The organism is Psychrobacillus psychrodurans (assembly GCF_050209195.1).
GTDB classification, from domain to species: domain Bacteria; phylum Bacillota; class Bacilli; order Bacillales_A; family Planococcaceae; genus Psychrobacillus; species Psychrobacillus psychrodurans.
The window spans coordinates 1949347-1965049 of sequence record NZ_CP189791.1; the positions used below are offsets into that span (position 1 = coordinate 1949347).

A 15703-nucleotide genomic window follows, 5' to 3' on the forward strand; every position below is an offset into this window, starting at 1 on the left:
AAAATTATTTTTCTATAACAAATAAACATAGATTTGAATTTCTTGTTTTTATTACCAAGAAGAGCGTACGCTTCGCTAAAACTAATGGAAAACATTAGCTTTTCTTACCCATTATTTGATGCACAATGGATCTCTGCGATGCTTATGATGACGTACCGTCCCATGTCTCTTAGCGTCAGCGCGCTTACATTCCTTCGTTCGGTCTATTCATAAGGCAGAGGCCTGCTATGCTGCCGCAGGGACTCAAGGTCTTAATTTTAGTATTGTGCTGGCTTCTCCGTGTCATCCTTATTGTCTTAGTTCGTTCGATAGAAAATGCTTAAGCTGCCGTTGAGAGACAGTGGAGATCGTTCATCATATGTTGCTCGTTGAAATGAACTTTCTTCTTACAAATACCATGTAACACCTTCAATAATTTACCACAGAGCACGACCATCGATTGTTTTCCCCTTAGGGGGTTTCGTTGACGGCTTGTATAATATTCATGAAGATGTTTAAACGCAATGTTGTGTCTAACCAGTGGAACTATTACTTTGAATAATACGCTTCTTAACCTCTTCCGGCCGCGTTTCGAGATATGTTTATGCCCCTGATGTTGACCAGATGAATTTTCACGTAATGTTAATCCCGCTAGTTTGATGAGTTGGCGTGGATTCTCATACTGTGAAAAACTACCGACTTCTGAGAGCAGATCAACAATCGTGGCATCCCCTAAGCCTGGCACAGAAGTGAGATATACGTACTCTTCTGTGGACTTAGCCAGCTCGGCTAAGTGACTATTTATCATTTCTATTTCTTCCTCTAACAATCGGTACTGACGAAGTAGCGTGGCGATTTCAAGTCGTGCCATCTGCAGTCCTTCTCTCAATCCAATCGAGTTGTTGGCTACGTTTATCAGAAGTTTAGCCTTTGGTAATTGCGGAGCTCTCATCCCCTCTACCTGCCGGTAGAGAAAGACTAACTCTTCAGCCGTTTTCCCTATGATGTCTCTTGGGAACGGTGTCTTTTCGAGTGTAGCAAGTGCCATCTTTCCGAAGGTTGGATAGACTTGTGTAAACTCTGGAAAATACCGATCAAGCCAGCGAACGATTCGGTTTTTGATGCCCGACAAATCCTCTGTCATCTTTGAACGAAGTGTAGATCCATTCCGAAACTCAGCCTCGATATTCTTCAGAATACGGGGATAGCTAAAACGACCGTCCTTCATCAGTCGAGCAATGACGACTGCATCTCTCTTATCGTTCTTTGTCTGTAAGTTATCATCAAGCTCTTTTGCCTTCTTGACGTGCATTGGATTGACCATGACAAGCGGGATTCCATAGTTATCTAAGAAATAAGCAAGGTTCATCCAATAGTGCCCAGTGGGTTCAATCCCAACGATCACATCTGTTTTTTCATAAACTTTCATCGCATGAAGTACATTCTCATATAATACCTCAAATCCTTCTTTGGACTGGTGCACGGCAAAAGATTTCTCCAAAACACGGCCACGTTCATCTACGAAGCATGCATAATGTGTACGTTTAGCGATATCCATGCCGACAATTAATGTGTTTTCAGTAACTTGATTTAGTTTCTCATTCCATTTAGAATTCATAGATAGAGTCCTCCTATTTGATGTTGGGTCAATTCGACGTTGACACTCAGCATCATACTAGAGGGCTCTTTTTTCTGCAAGACCTCGAATAAGTTTCAAACAGGAATGCTGCCGCGTTAGTTTAATAAGAAAAAGCTACCCTTACAGGCAGCCACTTCTTGAACAAAAGCATACCGTTAGCTTAATAAGAATTTGTGAAATCACCAATGTTAATCCCAAAATTCTTTATTAATTCTTTGTTTAAATGCGTTAAAAATAAGTCAACAGCAACTGTTATTACATTAATGGGTAATGACTCTTTATGTTCATATTCCTGCCAAATTGAGAACAAAGACCACTTGTTATCCCTCTTATTAACCAAGGCTAAAATAGGACCATCTCTTTCATCGTGTTCCATAGTAAAGTAATAAAAATCTTTTTGAGTATCATCTATATCTCTTTTCCACCTTGCTAAATGCACTCCTAATTCAAGAATTGCAAGAGAAGGTTCTAAAAAGAAACGCTTATTATTAATACATATCTCAAGTTTACCTTGAATATCAACAAGGAGTTTACCATTTTTTTCTTTTAGTAATTTTTTGTCAACAGTAAGTGTTGGGACAAATTCAAAATTAAATTTAAGTGTATGCAATTTTTCACCTGCTTTTGATTGATGTATGTGTTATTAAATTCATTACAAATACCAAATAATCCTTCTTCAACTAAACTGCCCCGTTAGCCACCCATGCAGCAAAAAACGCTGCACCACAAAGGATGAAAATTGGTTCAGAACGGGTATAGACTAGTAGGTGCCACGAATCCCATGCGTTAGTCTGACTACAACGACCACGGTGCATCACAGACTGTCGCACACTATCGAGTAGCACTCATGGGAGATTAATCCTACTCTGGTTATTGCACCAGTCTTGCCTTTATTCTAACAAGAATGGGGTTGATTCTTGATTTAACATTCAGCTTAATATAATCATTCTGAAGGCTCAGTCTTTTTAAAAAAAAGTAATTTCTGAGTCTATTTTATTATGCAATTTTATAGGTTTTGAGCATTTTTTAATTTTCATGGGAGTTCAATAAGAAATAAGGCTTTACTCCTTCTTGAAGTAAAGCACCTCTAGTTTTAGTATACATTTTCACAAATTGGATTATAGGGCAACTTATTGTTCATTCTTCATGCTGATATCAGATTTTTTTATATAGTAAATCGTACTGACAATGGTCATTAATAAAAGAACAATGCCCCCTATTAAAAAGTATAATGAGAGAGCTTGTTTTTCTCCCCACCAGTTATATGATTGCAATGACGTTAGCATTACGGTGAAGTAGGCAGTGTATATTTGCCATTTCGAAGCATTTTTTAACATATGTAACCCCCTATTGAGTTTATTATTGGTATTACTGAGTCAACAAGAAAGGCAAATACCCATGTTAAGCATTCAGCACCCGTTACTTAAATAAGCCATTACTACACTAAACACTGTTTATCGCATTGCATTGATTATTTTCCTTTTGGTATTAGATAACCCAACTTCATCTACTACAACTTGTTCAGATTTTTCGGTATAAAAGTTCGCAAAATTTTGTCCTTCATATCTCGGAACAACATGCATATGAAAATGAGTTAACTCTCGTTAGTGGAATAAGAAAAGAGAGCTACCTATGTTTGAACATTCTTTAACTCTTTATTTTTCTTGTCATTATAAAGCAGAATTGATGCCACAATTATCCCACTCAAAAGATACTTGAAAAAACCGCCTTCAATAAAATAATCGACAATACCTATGCCTACCAACATTGTTATAACACTAAATAAGATCCTCATATATACTTTCATTAAATCACATCCTTGATGTATAAAATTGAACTAAACTAGGCTTTAGTTTAAGTGTAACATTTCACAATGCATATCTGAGATCAACTTAGTGTTTTGGGCATAAGAATAGACCATCGAAATGATGGTCATATTTTGCTAAAGCACACCGTTAGTTGAATAACATTGTAAAAATTATTGCATTGTAAAAGTTGTGATACCATTTTTATTTAAGCATTTTGCTTAATAGTTTCTTCTACGTAAGTAAGTAAATCACTGTACGAGGAGTTTCCCTTTAAAAATTGCGATACTATATTCAAAGGTAATATCACAGTATCCCTCTTTTTAGAATAAAGAACACTCTGCGTTTTGGTATTATTAAAGACTCCATTAAGCTTGGGAGAATAATTGTATACAGAAACAGACTCGTACCAGTAAAAGTCCTGCTTAATATTATTTTTGATAACCTCACCAATATACGCACCTGTACGAACGACTAAATTATCAAAATGCTTATTTAACAGTTCAGTTCCAAACTCCGTATTCATTAATCTTTTTGTATACATATCAATATAACGAACGCTTTCAATGGTAAAGTCTAAGTTTCTTTTAGTAAGGTTCTCTTTATCCCATGAATCATTCGATACATCCCGATACATTAATTTTGCAATGCCTTTTAAATCATCTTTTATTAATTTTGCTTTATATAAGAAACCAAACATAAGATGATATTTCTCCTTTATCGATTGTCTTTGAATACAGCTATGCTAATTATATCTTATTGAACTAAACTGCTTCGTTAGCCATCCATGAAGCGCAAAATCAGCGCTTCACCACAGAGAATGAAAATGTGAAAATCGGGTATAGGATACTACGGCTGGCGAAGAAGGTCGATCAACTATGGTGCCATTGAGCCCATCCGTTAGTCTGACTCCGACGACCACGGTGCATCACAGACTGTCGCACTCTATACGAGTAGCACTCATGGGAGATTAATCCTACTCTGGTTATTGCACCAGCCTGCCTTTATTCTTACAAGAATGGAGTTGATTCTTGATTTACCTTGCAACTTAATATAACTCCACTCTAAAGGCTCAGCCTTTTTTTAAAAAAGCTATTTCTGAGTCTCTTTTGTTATGCAATTTTGTTGATTTTGAACATTTTTTAATTTTCATGGGAGTTTAATAAGAAAAAAGGCTTTACTCCTTCTTGAAGTAAGCACCCGTTACTTGAACAAGCAAGTTACAAATCGCAACTGTCATCCGTATTATTCCTCTTCTTTTTATCACCAAAATACTTCCAAAGATGGTATGTCGACCAGAATAAAACTATAAATATAGGCATTGAAAATGGTACAACGTAAGTTTTTTCAAGAATATAATCAGGGGTAAAAACAGCGAACAAGAACAAGATAATTATAGCTGTAATCAAAAGTATCCAGTAACGTTTGTCTTTATAAATGCTAAAACTCCACATACAATCCTCCCTGTACCAACATGTGATTTTCAAACTAAAGATATCCATTTATTATACAACACACTTAAACTAACCTGCTTCGTTAGCTTAATAAGCATCTGTTAGTCTTCAGCCAAATGGTATATTCAATTTAGTAATATAGGCACTCCAATTATTGCTATACCTAGACTTATTAAGAATGTAATAAGCCAATCTCGTTTTCCAGTCGTGTTGAGTAGTAGATTCAGTACTGAACCAAAACAAAAACAAACTAAAAATCCAAACAAAACCCAAATGAGTGGTTCCATAAAATACCTCCTAGTCTTAACTGTGTAGTTTTCATCATAAATCCGTTTGAATCTGAACTGCTTCTTTACTTGAATACATTTGAAATGAAATGAGGTTACATTTATATAAAGATTCCGTTTAAACTCACCGTAAATCCATTTTGCTTATTAAACTAAACTGCTGCGTTAGTTTAAGTGAAAACCTTCACAAGCTTATTCAAATATTAACATAATCATCCAATTTGGTCCCATGAATTTTTTTAAAATAAAATCGGATCTCCTGTTATCATTTTCTCCAACTCAATTGAAAACAACCTTTTTTTCTTTAATTCCATCCTATTTGCTTGATTTTCCGTCGTTTTTGCGTTAATCCTTCTTACATTAACTTCTTGCCAATATGGCAATGATATAATTAAAGACGCTTCTTTATCGAATAAAAAATCAAGCATAAAGTTTCCAAAAGGAAATTTTATGCTTTAAGTCACACAAAAACCTATTTCTAATGAAATTTCTTATATGTGGAGGTGGTGGGAGTCAATCAGCAGCCTCTTAGTTTAGTGTTGAGATCCACCGAATTTCATAAATTTATTTATGTAGGCTCCCTCTTTTTAAGTTTATTTAACGATTATGGTAGTTAAATAGGAGGAGAGAATAAAACTAAGGTGAAATCATATTCCTAATTCCCTCATTTTAACTGTAACTTCATTGATTCTATCTTCTATACCCTTCCCGTTAAATTTCTCTAGCTTCAATTCGCTCCTGATTTTTCCATCATGCATAAACATAATACGATCTGAACGAGCAGCCACTTTTGCGTCATGCGTTACAAGCATAAGCGCAGTTCCGTCCATGTTGATTTCTGAAAATATGTCCATGATCTCCTCCGAAGATTTAGAGTTGAGCGCGCCAGTAGGTTCGTCACCGAAGATGATTTTGGGGTTATTCATTAGCGCTCGGCATATTCCTGCTCGCTGAAGCTGACCTCCCGAAACCTGTGTTATATCACGCTTTTCAAGATCTCCTATACCTAATCTTCGCATTAGCCTGAGTGCTTTCTCAGCTATTTTCGGTGCATTTTTCCTGTTATTTCGCATTGAGGGTAGAACAATGTTATCAAGTATATTTAGATATTTCAGCATCGTTGGCTGTTGAAATATAAATCCCATTTTTATTCTACGAATTTCTGATAGCTCTTTCTCCCCTACCTCCGTTAGATCCATACCATCAAAAATGACTCTACCGTCATTGACGTTATCCATTCCACTTAAAGCGAACATCAGTGTAGATTTTCCCGATCCCGAAGGGCCCATAATTGCAATGAATTCACCCTCATATATTTCAACAGACACTCCGTCAAGAACATTTCGCTGTTCATCTTTCACGCCAAAAGATTTCACAATGTGATCTCCGATAATAATCTTTTTCATATGCCTACTCCTTTATATTGTCAGAAATATTTATTTGCCCAGCATCTGATGTGCCTAACTTTGTAGCGAAAAGCACCGCGACTAACATCATCAATGGACTAAGAAAATACGCGGTTAGTGGATTAACTGTAAAACTAAAAGTTGCTGCTCCAAACGAAGCGATAAGTGCGCTAGCAAGTACCTCTCCTAAAGTGTTCGCGAGAAGAGTACCCAGAATAATTCCGACAATTAGAACGAAAACAGAACGTGAAGCATACTGTGTCCTAATATCTGAGTTTGTAAAACCGAGTGCTTTTATGATGGCAATCGAATATCTGTCCTTGGCAATAAGCATTTTCATAAACAACAGTGTAACTATTATGGTAATAATCAGCGCAACAGCAATTGCAGCAAAGGAAGCCTTTTGAACTGAACTAATTGTCGAACCTAGAGTCTGAGAAACAAATTCATCGATATCGGATGTCTTTGCAAAATCGAATTTGCTCGAATATCCTAAAACCATGCTATCGACAAGAGATTTATCCGAAAACTCAACACAAATGATAGTCCACATGACACTCGTCGTATTGTCGGAGAATAATGCCTTTGCGGTTTTGCCGCCATTGGTGACATCTGAATATATTCCGCTTACTCTAAGATCTTTCTCCCTCCCTTCAATCACCAGCTTCATAACATCGCCAACCTCTTTTCCCAGTTCATCTGCGTTTATCGATGAAAGAGAGATTTCGTTTTCTGCAGCAGGGGCTCTGCCAACAGAATATGCTATAGGAAATGCCGAATGGTCACCAAGTTCAACCTTAATGTTTTCCTCAGATCCGTTACTCGTTTTTACTTTGAATGTCTTTGTTGTCATAACTACATATTTTGAAGTGGCACTATCGCTGTCTATTGTCTTGACAATATCATTGATTTTGTCAGCTTTATTGGTCTGTATACGTAAATCGTAGTTGCCGATTCCCATGTATTGGATGAAGCTTTTCTCAGAAATTGTGTTGTACAGGTTTTGCGGTACAATAATTATAAATGTTGAAATCACTAGTACCATAAGCATTGTGGCGTAAAGTCTTTTTCTTGTAAAGACATCCTTGATTCCAAGAAAAATATTAGTACTATACAGTCTGTTTCTAACTAAGGAGAAACCCTTAGTTATCACTCTTTTTTCCTGAGAAGTACCAAAGCGAATAGCTTCCGCAACGGAGATTTTCCTAAAACGTTTGAGCACTCCATTTACATAAGCAACAATTGCAAGAAATACAATCAGTATTCCAATAATTCCTAAAACTATTGCAAAAGAAGAATTTTCACTTTTGCCCATAAAAAGCCGTAAATTTTCAAGAAGAATTCCTTGAAATATAAGCGAAATAATAAAACCAAGAATACTACCTGTCGCGGCAATAACTGCATATTTAGCAAGATAAATCTTCTTGATGTCCGAAAGATGAATCCCTATTGCTTTCATAACACCAATTTCACGGTAATCATCTTCAATTTTTGCTAGAAGCGTAAAACGTATGCTCATAAAAGCGATGGTAACGACAAGTGCACTTACAAGAAGGATAACTGCAATCATCATCCCGTCAGAAATCGCGTTCAACGTTTTGAAAAGCGTATAGGTAAGTGTTGGACCATTCGCTTCAAGTCCTGCTGAAGTATAAGCTGCTTCAAATTCACCTATCCCCGAGTAATCCTTTAACCTAAACTCAATTAGATACTCGATACTTCCAAGGTCTTTAATTTCTGCGAAGTCATTGGTGCTTATCAAAAATCGTTTTGATGAAGATAGCGATGAATTCATAGTGGAGTCACGGAGAAATCCCGCAACGATAAATTCCTTCCCACTTATGATCGCATGGTCACCTATCTTTGTAGTGTTGTCCCTCATATAAGATATTGGGACATAAATCTCACCGTCGGAAACATGGATGATGTTACCGTCAAGATCAAGTAGATAATCGAATTGTTCGTTTTGTACACTCAAGCCGTTATCCTGAATACTATTAGCAAGCGAATTATTGCCCATTATGATTTGGGCACTGTCTATGTTAAGAAATTCAACCACCTGATAATTATTGATATTGTTATTTTGCTCAGCAAAGGACTCAAGCCGCACAGTATCAATTTCACCAGAATGCATCTGCATAAAATGAGGAGTTTTAGCATTTTTCATAAGTGTATCTAACGTGCCAGAAAGATTAAAGACGAGTATTGCCGCTAGCGAAACAAGCATAGCAGCAGCAGCTACAAATATCATTGTTGTCAACGTTATCAATTTGCTTTTTAAAATGTCATTCCATATTATTCTGTTATACATAAGTCACCTCCATATTCGTTTTACTTTCATACAACAAATTTAACAGATAATTAAAAATTATTAGTACATCTCAAGACCGAATTCTTATGCACCTTAAGATTGAAATTTGAGTGTCTGGAAAATGTGGATCTACAAAATTAAGGAATATAAATTGAAAAAACCTAATTTCTCGGCATAATAAATGAGAAATTAGGCTTTATTTACTTTGTGATATCTTAAATTGCGGAAGATCGTAATATTTAACAAAAGAATTATCCAAGTTTAAATTCGTAGTCTTATTTATTTCTAATAAATCATTAAGCGTAGGAATGGAGTCCTGCAATAACTAAGTTAACAAAAACTTGGTTGAAGACAATAATACCAAATCCTCCAATGGCCATCCAGGCACTTTTCTCTCCAATCCAGTTTTTACCGAATCGCAGATGTAGGAATGTAGCGTAGAAAAGGAACGTTATCAAAGCCCAAACTTCTTTGGGATCCCATCCCCAAAATCTTCCCCAGGCAATATGTGCCCAAATCATTGCAAAAATTAATCCTCCTAGAGCGAATAAAGGAAATCCAATAACAACAGCTCTATACGTAATCTCATCCATCAAGTCAATATTTACTTTATTTGTGAGTGGTTTTAAAAGTGAGATAATTTTTTTGCGTGTAACAAGACGAATTATTAAATAGAGTACAGTTCCTACTAAGAATGACCATAGGATTGTATTTAGTTTTTTTGCATTTAGCCAAAGTGGAACGTCAGTAAGTCCTTCCTGTTCTGTTATTATATTTGATGGAGCAACTATTATAGGTATATTGTATTCTAATGTTTCTTGAATTGAGTTAGTATCCTCAAATGTTATTGTTTTAGTGTAATCCGTAAAACTAAATATACCTGTAAGTATTATAAAACCAAAGACTGTAACTAAAAAATACATAACTAATTCTAAAAAGAATGCTCGTATACTTTTTTCATTTAGAGCAATTACTTTTAAAAGATAAATTATGCCGGTAACAAAAGAAATAGATAATACTGCACTTGAAAAGGCTACAGTTAGCACATGAATCGTTAACCATTCACTTTGTAATGCTGGTATTAATGGTGTTACGTCACTCGAAAATGAATTTGCAAAGCCTAAAGTTAATAGTACGACTGGGAGAGTAAAAAGACCGATAATAGATTGGCGGTACATATAGAACAAAATGAGGAAACTTGCAATAAGCATTATGCCGAAGAAAGTCATAAATTCATATAAATTACTTACCGGAGCATGGCCAATTACATACCACCTAGAAATAAAGTAGAAAATCTGAAATATAAAACCTAACGATGTTAAGCTTATTCCAGCATAAACAAAAGATTTTGTTTTTGACTTAATAGATAGTCCAAAAGGCAGGATAGCGATTAAATATAATATAAAAGATATATATAAAGCAGTGCTACTTAGATTCATTAGAGTTGTAGAAGCCATTAGAACCCCTCCCTTTCCTTTAATAAATATATTTATGAGTATAACACTTTTACCTAAAAAATGGTGAGTTTGTATAAATATATTTAATTTTCATAGATAAAAACAATTCACTTGAAGTATAAGTATTAAGCATATGGCAATATCGGACTTAGTCTTAGTTTTGTCGCCTGCTCAAATGCATATGCTAGTTTAATTAATTTTCCTTCGCTAAATGCAGTACCTGCAAATGTGATGCCAAAAGGTCTTCCACTTTTCATATATCCAGCAGGCAGAGCAATAGATGGGTATCCTGCTTTTGCACAAATTGTTGATCCTATATAAGACGGAAAAAGAATGGCGTCGAGGTCATATTTTTTCAAAACAAGATCGATTCCCTGTTCCTGTGAATAATATATATCTTCCAATTTCGCTAATAAATATTCTGGACTTCTTAGTGTATTAGAGAGAGGTTCTCTTTGTTCTAATTTATTCTGTCCATATTTAAGTGCCTTATCTTTTATACCTTTATTGAATTCAATTAACTCATTAATTGAGTGAACAGGTAGACTAGGTGGTAGCTGTGAAAGGAAATTATTTAAACTATGTTTCATCTCGTATAGAGTTACTCCCCACTTCCAATTTCTATGAAATGATGGAATATCAATATCTTTAAATATTTCAGCTCCTTGGTCACGAATCGAATCTATAACATTATTAAATAATTCATCATCGTACTCATCTGAGTTAAGAAAATTACTAGTTACGTTATTATATACACCTATCTTAGCTCCTCTAAGACCTTTGGAGTCTAGATAAATAGAATAATCCTGTTCGACTCTACCTTCACTTTTATATGTTGCAGGATCAAACCTATCCACACCAGATAGAGCCGTAAGTAAAATCGCAACATCCGTAACGGTCCTTGCAAATGGTCCTGCTGTGTCCTGAGAGTATGTAAAAGGAATAATTCCTCTTCGACTAATTAAGCCTACTGTTGGTTTAATACCTACAACTGAGTTTTGAATTGCCGGACTAAGAATGGAAGCATCTGTCTCTGTACCAACGGATAAAACAGTGAAATTTGCAGCAACAGCGACTGCAGATCCAGAGCTAGAACCGCCAACAAAAAGGTCTGAATCTCCATAAGGATTTAATACCTGTCCACCTCTTGAACTGTAACCTGCCCACGTTTTACTTGACATACCGTTAGCTAGCTCCGTCATATTAGTTTTACCTAAAATGACTGCTCCTGCATCACGAAGCTTTTCAACAAGAAATGCATCTTTGCTTGCAGTATAATTCTCTAATGCAAGAGTACCTGCACTCGTATGCATTGAGTCACATGTTTCAATATTATCTTTTAACAATATAGGAATTCCGTGCAATGGTCCTCGAGTACCTTTTATTTTTCTTTCATGATCCAATGCTTCAGCTATGAAAATAGCATCTGGGTTTATCTCAAGTACTGAGTTTATGTTTGGTTCATCCTGGTCATACTTTGCGATTCTATATAGGTAATACATAACCAATTCTTTTGATGTTAGGTCCCCTTTTTCCATTGCATCTTGTATATCACTAATCGTTAATTCTTCTTTGCAAAACTTATTAAAAATAATAGTCACTAATAATTCCTCCTAAAAAAACTTGTTATAAAAAACGAAATATTTAGATATTAATAAACATAATTATTCCTCAATTAACATGTTCTGTTAAAACATGCTTAACAACATTTTAACAGAAGACCGTCTCCTGAATAACATATAAACTCATTCGCAATTAATGCAAATGAGTTTTATCACTAGCTATAAATTTTTGTCCCAATTTAATTATTTTGCTCAAGGTATTGGTAAATTGCCATCATTTCCTTTTTATTTAACTCACGAATACGCTTGAAAACTAGAAGATCTGTAACAGATTCAAGGCTTGTACTTTCATTAACAACATCGCTAACTTTTCCGGTAAGCCAAGTCTTAACTGTTACCCCTTCCACAACTTCCTCTAGTCCCTCATCATTGATACCAGTAGCATTACAACTTACACAAGGTATCGTTAATTTATGCACGCCGTCATGTAGATTATCTTCAGCTATGACTTTCTTTCCTTTACAGAATGGACATGGATGACTTTTCTTTATTTTATTAGTTTGGGTAACAAGTTTTTTGTATCCGAATGCTTCGTATACATATGTTAGTTTTTTGTATTTTCCATTAGTGAAATACTTATCAATGATAGTTTCTCTAGTTTCATTAATATTGTCAAAATCACAGATGGTTACCTTATTATTGTTACTAATAGATTCAATATTGTCCTTAATGCTGTTCCAGAATGGTAATACATTTTGTAGTACAATTTCATAACCAGCAAAGCTTGCAAGTTCTAATTCAAGCATTTTAAGGGATACTTGTGTTTCTCTAGGCAACAGTGAGACATCTTCTGTCAAAATCATTTCGCTACCAACAATAGCTTTTAATTTTACTAGCTCCGGTAATTCTCCTACAGTTTTCATAGCTTTGTTAAGCGGTTGTTTTATAATTTCTCTAATATCCATGTCTCCAAATTTGAGCTGTTTATGATGTTTTAGTATGGAGCCTTTGCAAATCGGACAAGTAATCATTTCTTTAGACGCTTTCATATGCTCTTTAATAATCGATTTCGAAATGAACATATACATCCCAATTATGTTATTAAAGCCTTGCCATGTTCTTTGTGTCTTGCCTGCTTTATCATAAAATGACTTGTCCCAGTATCCGTACAAAAACGTATGCTTTTCTTGTTCCGACATGTCATTATAACTTTTACTTATATCATGACCAAGTTCATTTTTTATCTCTTCAAATAAAAACTCTAATTTTGGGTATTGGTAGTATTTTAGTACTTCCATTACATCAGGATGCAATTGGCCCTCCCAGAATGGCACAGTTTTATCTTGAATAACCACATCAAAATCAAATTCTTCAATTACCCCGCGTCCAGAACAGCTCGGGCAATGATTGTCTTGATAATAAAAATCGAAACTTCGCGTATCTTTATTGGTGGGATGTGCAGCTACTATATGGTTGATCAGTCCCCCAATTTCATAAAGGAAACTATATTGGCTATATAAATGACGTTCTAGATCAATGGCGATGACCGGTGCAATTTTATCAGATTCGTACTCACCGTATATCAAACGTGCCATTGAGGATAGGCTTTTTAAGATACCTCCCTTATAGACGTTTTCAGCATCTTTAAAATAAGCGATTTGATTTTCGTTTAAGTAGTTAATCTCAGTTTGTTGATGGACCTTAGAAGCAATGTGTAATGAATCAATGCTATCTTCATTGTTTTGCTTAAGATAGTATTCATCATGACTTTCAACAGCAAGATGTTCTACAGGTGAAAGCTGTCTTTTACCAAAATCCACGATAAAATCTGAGTTATCAAGCATGTACGAGTTATGTTCTATCATTATGATTGAAACAGACTCGTCCTGAAGGATGATCCTAACGCTATCAATGAATTGATTTAATATATTCTGTGATAATCCTTTTGAAGGCTCGTCAAATATGAAAAGCGTATGTGGGTTTCTAGTATTGGCAAACAGCTCAGAAACTAAATGAACACATTGAAATTCACCATTCGATAAGGACTGTGTTTTTCTTTCCAACGTCAAATAACCAAGACCAAGCTTGATCAATAAGCTCAATCTTTTATGAACGATATCTTCATTTGGCAGCTCATCAATAATATCTTCAATCGAGCGCAGAAAAATATCATCGATATCTTCACTATATTTTGTGAGTTTTCTTTTTATATCAAGAAAAGTCGCAACTGTTGACCGACTTGTAATTGATTGGTTTCGATTTTGCCCCACCATTACAAGTTTATCTTTTGTATATCGCTTTACAAAATCTTTGGCTATACATTCATTAACCAGTGTAGATTTACCACACCCTGACTCTCCCGTAAAAGTAACAATTCTATTTTGTGGAATTTGGATTTCAGCCATTTGAATATTACGACTATACAGATCGTGAAAATGATAGAATTCTGTTGGCATTTCTTCATTTCGTTCACGATTGATTGGCTCAGGACGCGGAGATTCTTGAACAATTTTTCCGCCGTACTTTCCACTTCCAGGTCCAAAGTACAACTGCTCATCGGTTGTGTCGAGCACTGTATCTGAGTGATCAATAAGCCAAATTTGATTTCTATAACCCAATTGTTTAATCTGTTCTAAAATTTTCAATAGTGTTTGTTGGTCAAGCCCTACGGAGATTTCATCTATAATTATGACGGTATTTTCACTTGCTGCCATAAATTCTGCTAAGTAAAGACGTGTTAATTCCCCGCCTGACAAAGTGCCCATTATACGATTTAATGTCAAGTAACCAATGTTCATATTAATAATATTCTTAAGAATATGTTGTTTCGCTTCACTAATTTGTAAAACATCAGATAATGCAAGAATCGTTTCGATACTTAAGTTGTTAATGTCTGAAATATTGTGGGGTTGATCCAATAATACTATTCTTTTTTGAAGAATTTCTGAATTGTAGCGCATACCATCACACTTTTTACATACAATGTTTTTGGTAGTACCACGTCCTTTACATGCGGTACACCAGCCTAATTCATTATTAAATGAAAAAACTTCTGGAGATACATTAAATTGCTCAGCAAGAGTATCTCGAATCTCTTTAAACACACCAGTATGTGTGCCAATGGTAGAACGTGGATTGGATGAAATGGATGATTTTCCGAGAAAAAGTACTAAAGGCATTTCTTCCATCTTGATGGCACTAAAATTGGTTTCCATAATAGTTGGGAATAAGTACTGATATTCAGCCTTTGGTAATAATGAAACGAGACGTTTCTTGGATTCCTCCCCAATTGTTTGGCAAAAAGTTGTTTTACCAGATCCAGATAAACCAGCAATTCCTAATGATTTATCTACTGGTAGTAGTGAATTTAAGTTATTGATATTGTTTGCAATCAATTGATTTATTTTCATATTATGATATCCTATCCATTCTTTCTATTTAGTATTGGTCATGTTAGTGGAGCTTGAAACTAAAGCGCTACTTGCCTGATATATTAACTATTCGATAAAATTTGATTCATTATTCTGAAACTAATCTATAGCAAATTGTTTATATCAATTGTTCTAATAAGTATACCACTGATATTCGATATTTAATTCATTTGCTTTCTTTATAAAACCTCTAACTGTATCCTTTACTTTTATAACATTTAAAATACTAATAATATTAATCCGCTCCCACTTTTACATTGATCTGACAATGTTAAAAATATCTCAAATACTATTTTATATTTTTGCTTACTTGAATCAATTTCATAAAGAATATTATATAGTTAAATCCGAACAAGCTTATTTCCGATCTAG

At 34.9% G+C, this 15703-nt stretch carries 12 protein-coding genes; all 12 read right to left on the bottom strand.

Features of this window, described 5'->3' with window-relative positions; translation table 11 throughout:
* Positions 1-319 precede the first annotated feature (319 nt).
* A complete protein-coding gene (locus ACQCPR_RS09235; RefSeq protein WP_427138851.1) occupies positions 320-1597 on the bottom strand; it encodes an IS110 family transposase in 1278 nt (425 codons plus the stop codon).
* A 181-nt stretch (positions 1598-1778) separates the two neighbouring features.
* Positions 1779-2228: a hypothetical protein gene (locus ACQCPR_RS09240; protein ID WP_427138852.1), complete on the bottom strand. Its 450-nt coding sequence runs from the start codon at positions 2226-2228 to the stop codon at positions 1779-1781.
* A 520-nt stretch (positions 2229-2748) separates the two neighbouring features.
* Positions 2749-2955 carry a hypothetical protein gene (locus ACQCPR_RS09245; RefSeq protein ID WP_427138853.1) on the bottom strand — a complete coding sequence of 69 codons (207 nt, stop codon included), beginning with the start codon at positions 2953-2955 and terminating at the stop codon, positions 2749-2751.
* A gap of 293 nt (positions 2956-3248) precedes the next feature.
* The gene (locus tag ACQCPR_RS09250) at positions 3249-3425 is read right to left on the bottom strand and encodes a hypothetical protein (RefSeq protein WP_427138854.1); all 177 of its coding nucleotides are present in this window, start codon (positions 3423-3425) and stop codon (positions 3249-3251) included.
* A 206-nt stretch (positions 3426-3631) separates the two neighbouring features.
* Positions 3632-4123 (bottom strand): hypothetical protein, encoded by a 492-nt coding sequence (locus tag ACQCPR_RS09255; protein ID WP_427138855.1) that lies wholly within the window; start codon positions 4121-4123, stop codon positions 3632-3634.
* A 520-nt stretch (positions 4124-4643) separates the two neighbouring features.
* Positions 4644-4877 carry a permease gene (locus tag ACQCPR_RS09260; protein WP_427138856.1) on the bottom strand — a complete coding sequence of 78 codons (234 nt, stop codon included), beginning with the start codon at positions 4875-4877 and terminating at the stop codon, positions 4644-4646.
* A 125-nt stretch (positions 4878-5002) separates the two neighbouring features.
* Positions 5003-5164 carry a hypothetical protein gene (locus ACQCPR_RS09265; protein WP_427138857.1) on the bottom strand — a complete coding sequence of 54 codons (162 nt, stop codon included), beginning with the start codon at positions 5162-5164 and terminating at the stop codon, positions 5003-5005.
* Positions 5165-5811: 647 nt separating this feature from the next.
* Positions 5812-6570: an ABC transporter ATP-binding protein gene (locus tag ACQCPR_RS09270; RefSeq protein ID WP_427138858.1), complete on the bottom strand. Its 759-nt coding sequence runs from the start codon at positions 6568-6570 to the stop codon at positions 5812-5814.
* Between the two features lie 4 nt (positions 6571-6574).
* On the bottom strand, positions 6575-8881 hold the full coding sequence (locus ACQCPR_RS09275) for an ABC transporter permease (RefSeq protein WP_427138859.1): 2307 nt from the start codon (positions 8879-8881) through the stop codon (positions 6575-6577).
* 296 nt (positions 8882-9177) lie between these two features.
* The gene (gene ccsB / locus ACQCPR_RS09280; RefSeq protein WP_427138860.1) at positions 9178-10338 is read right to left on the bottom strand and encodes a c-type cytochrome biogenesis protein CcsB; all 1161 of its coding nucleotides are present in this window, start codon (positions 10336-10338) and stop codon (positions 9178-9180) included.
* Positions 10339-10463: 125 nt separating this feature from the next.
* Positions 10464-11939: an amidase family protein gene (locus ACQCPR_RS09285; RefSeq protein WP_427138861.1), complete on the bottom strand. Its 1476-nt coding sequence runs from the start codon at positions 11937-11939 to the stop codon at positions 10464-10466.
* Positions 11940-12139: 200 nt separating this feature from the next.
* Positions 12140-15310: an ATP-binding cassette domain-containing protein gene (locus ACQCPR_RS09290; protein ID WP_427138862.1), complete on the bottom strand. Its 3171-nt coding sequence runs from the start codon at positions 15308-15310 to the stop codon at positions 12140-12142.
* Between the last annotated feature and the right edge of the window lie 393 nt (positions 15311-15703).

Excerpts from the sequence above, each read along its gene's own strand:
- ACQCPR_RS09260 (WP_427138856.1), bottom strand. The coding sequence starts at position 4,877 with ATGTGGAGTTTTAGCATTTATAAAGACAAACGTTACTGGATACTTTTG.
- ACQCPR_RS09250 (WP_427138854.1), bottom strand. The coding sequence starts at position 3,425 with ATGAAAGTATATATGAGGATCTTATTTAGTGTTATAACAATGTTGGTA.
- ACQCPR_RS09275 (WP_427138859.1), bottom strand. The coding sequence starts at position 8,881 with ATGTATAACAGAATAATATGGAATGACATTTTAAAAAGCAAATTGATA.
- ACQCPR_RS09235 (WP_427138851.1), bottom strand. The coding sequence starts at position 1,597 with ATGAATTCTAAATGGAATGAGAAACTAAATCAAGTTACTGAAAACACA.
- ACQCPR_RS09265 (WP_427138857.1), bottom strand. The coding sequence starts at position 5,164 with ATGGAACCACTCATTTGGGTTTTGTTTGGATTTTTAGTTTGTTTTTGT.
- ACQCPR_RS09255 (WP_427138855.1), bottom strand. The coding sequence starts at position 4,123 with ATGTTTGGTTTCTTATATAAAGCAAAATTAATAAAAGATGATTTAAAA.
- ACQCPR_RS09270 (WP_427138858.1), bottom strand. The coding sequence starts at position 6,570 with ATGAAAAAGATTATTATCGGAGATCACATTGTGAAATCTTTTGGCGTG.
- ACQCPR_RS09245 (WP_427138853.1), bottom strand. The coding sequence starts at position 2,955 with ATGTTAAAAAATGCTTCGAAATGGCAAATATACACTGCCTACTTCACC.
- ccsB (WP_427138860.1), bottom strand. The coding sequence starts at position 10,338 with ATGGCTTCTACAACTCTAATGAATCTAAGTAGCACTGCTTTATATATA.
- ACQCPR_RS09290 (WP_427138862.1), bottom strand. The coding sequence starts at position 15,310 with ATGAAAATAAATCAATTGATTGCAAACAATATCAATAACTTAAATTCA.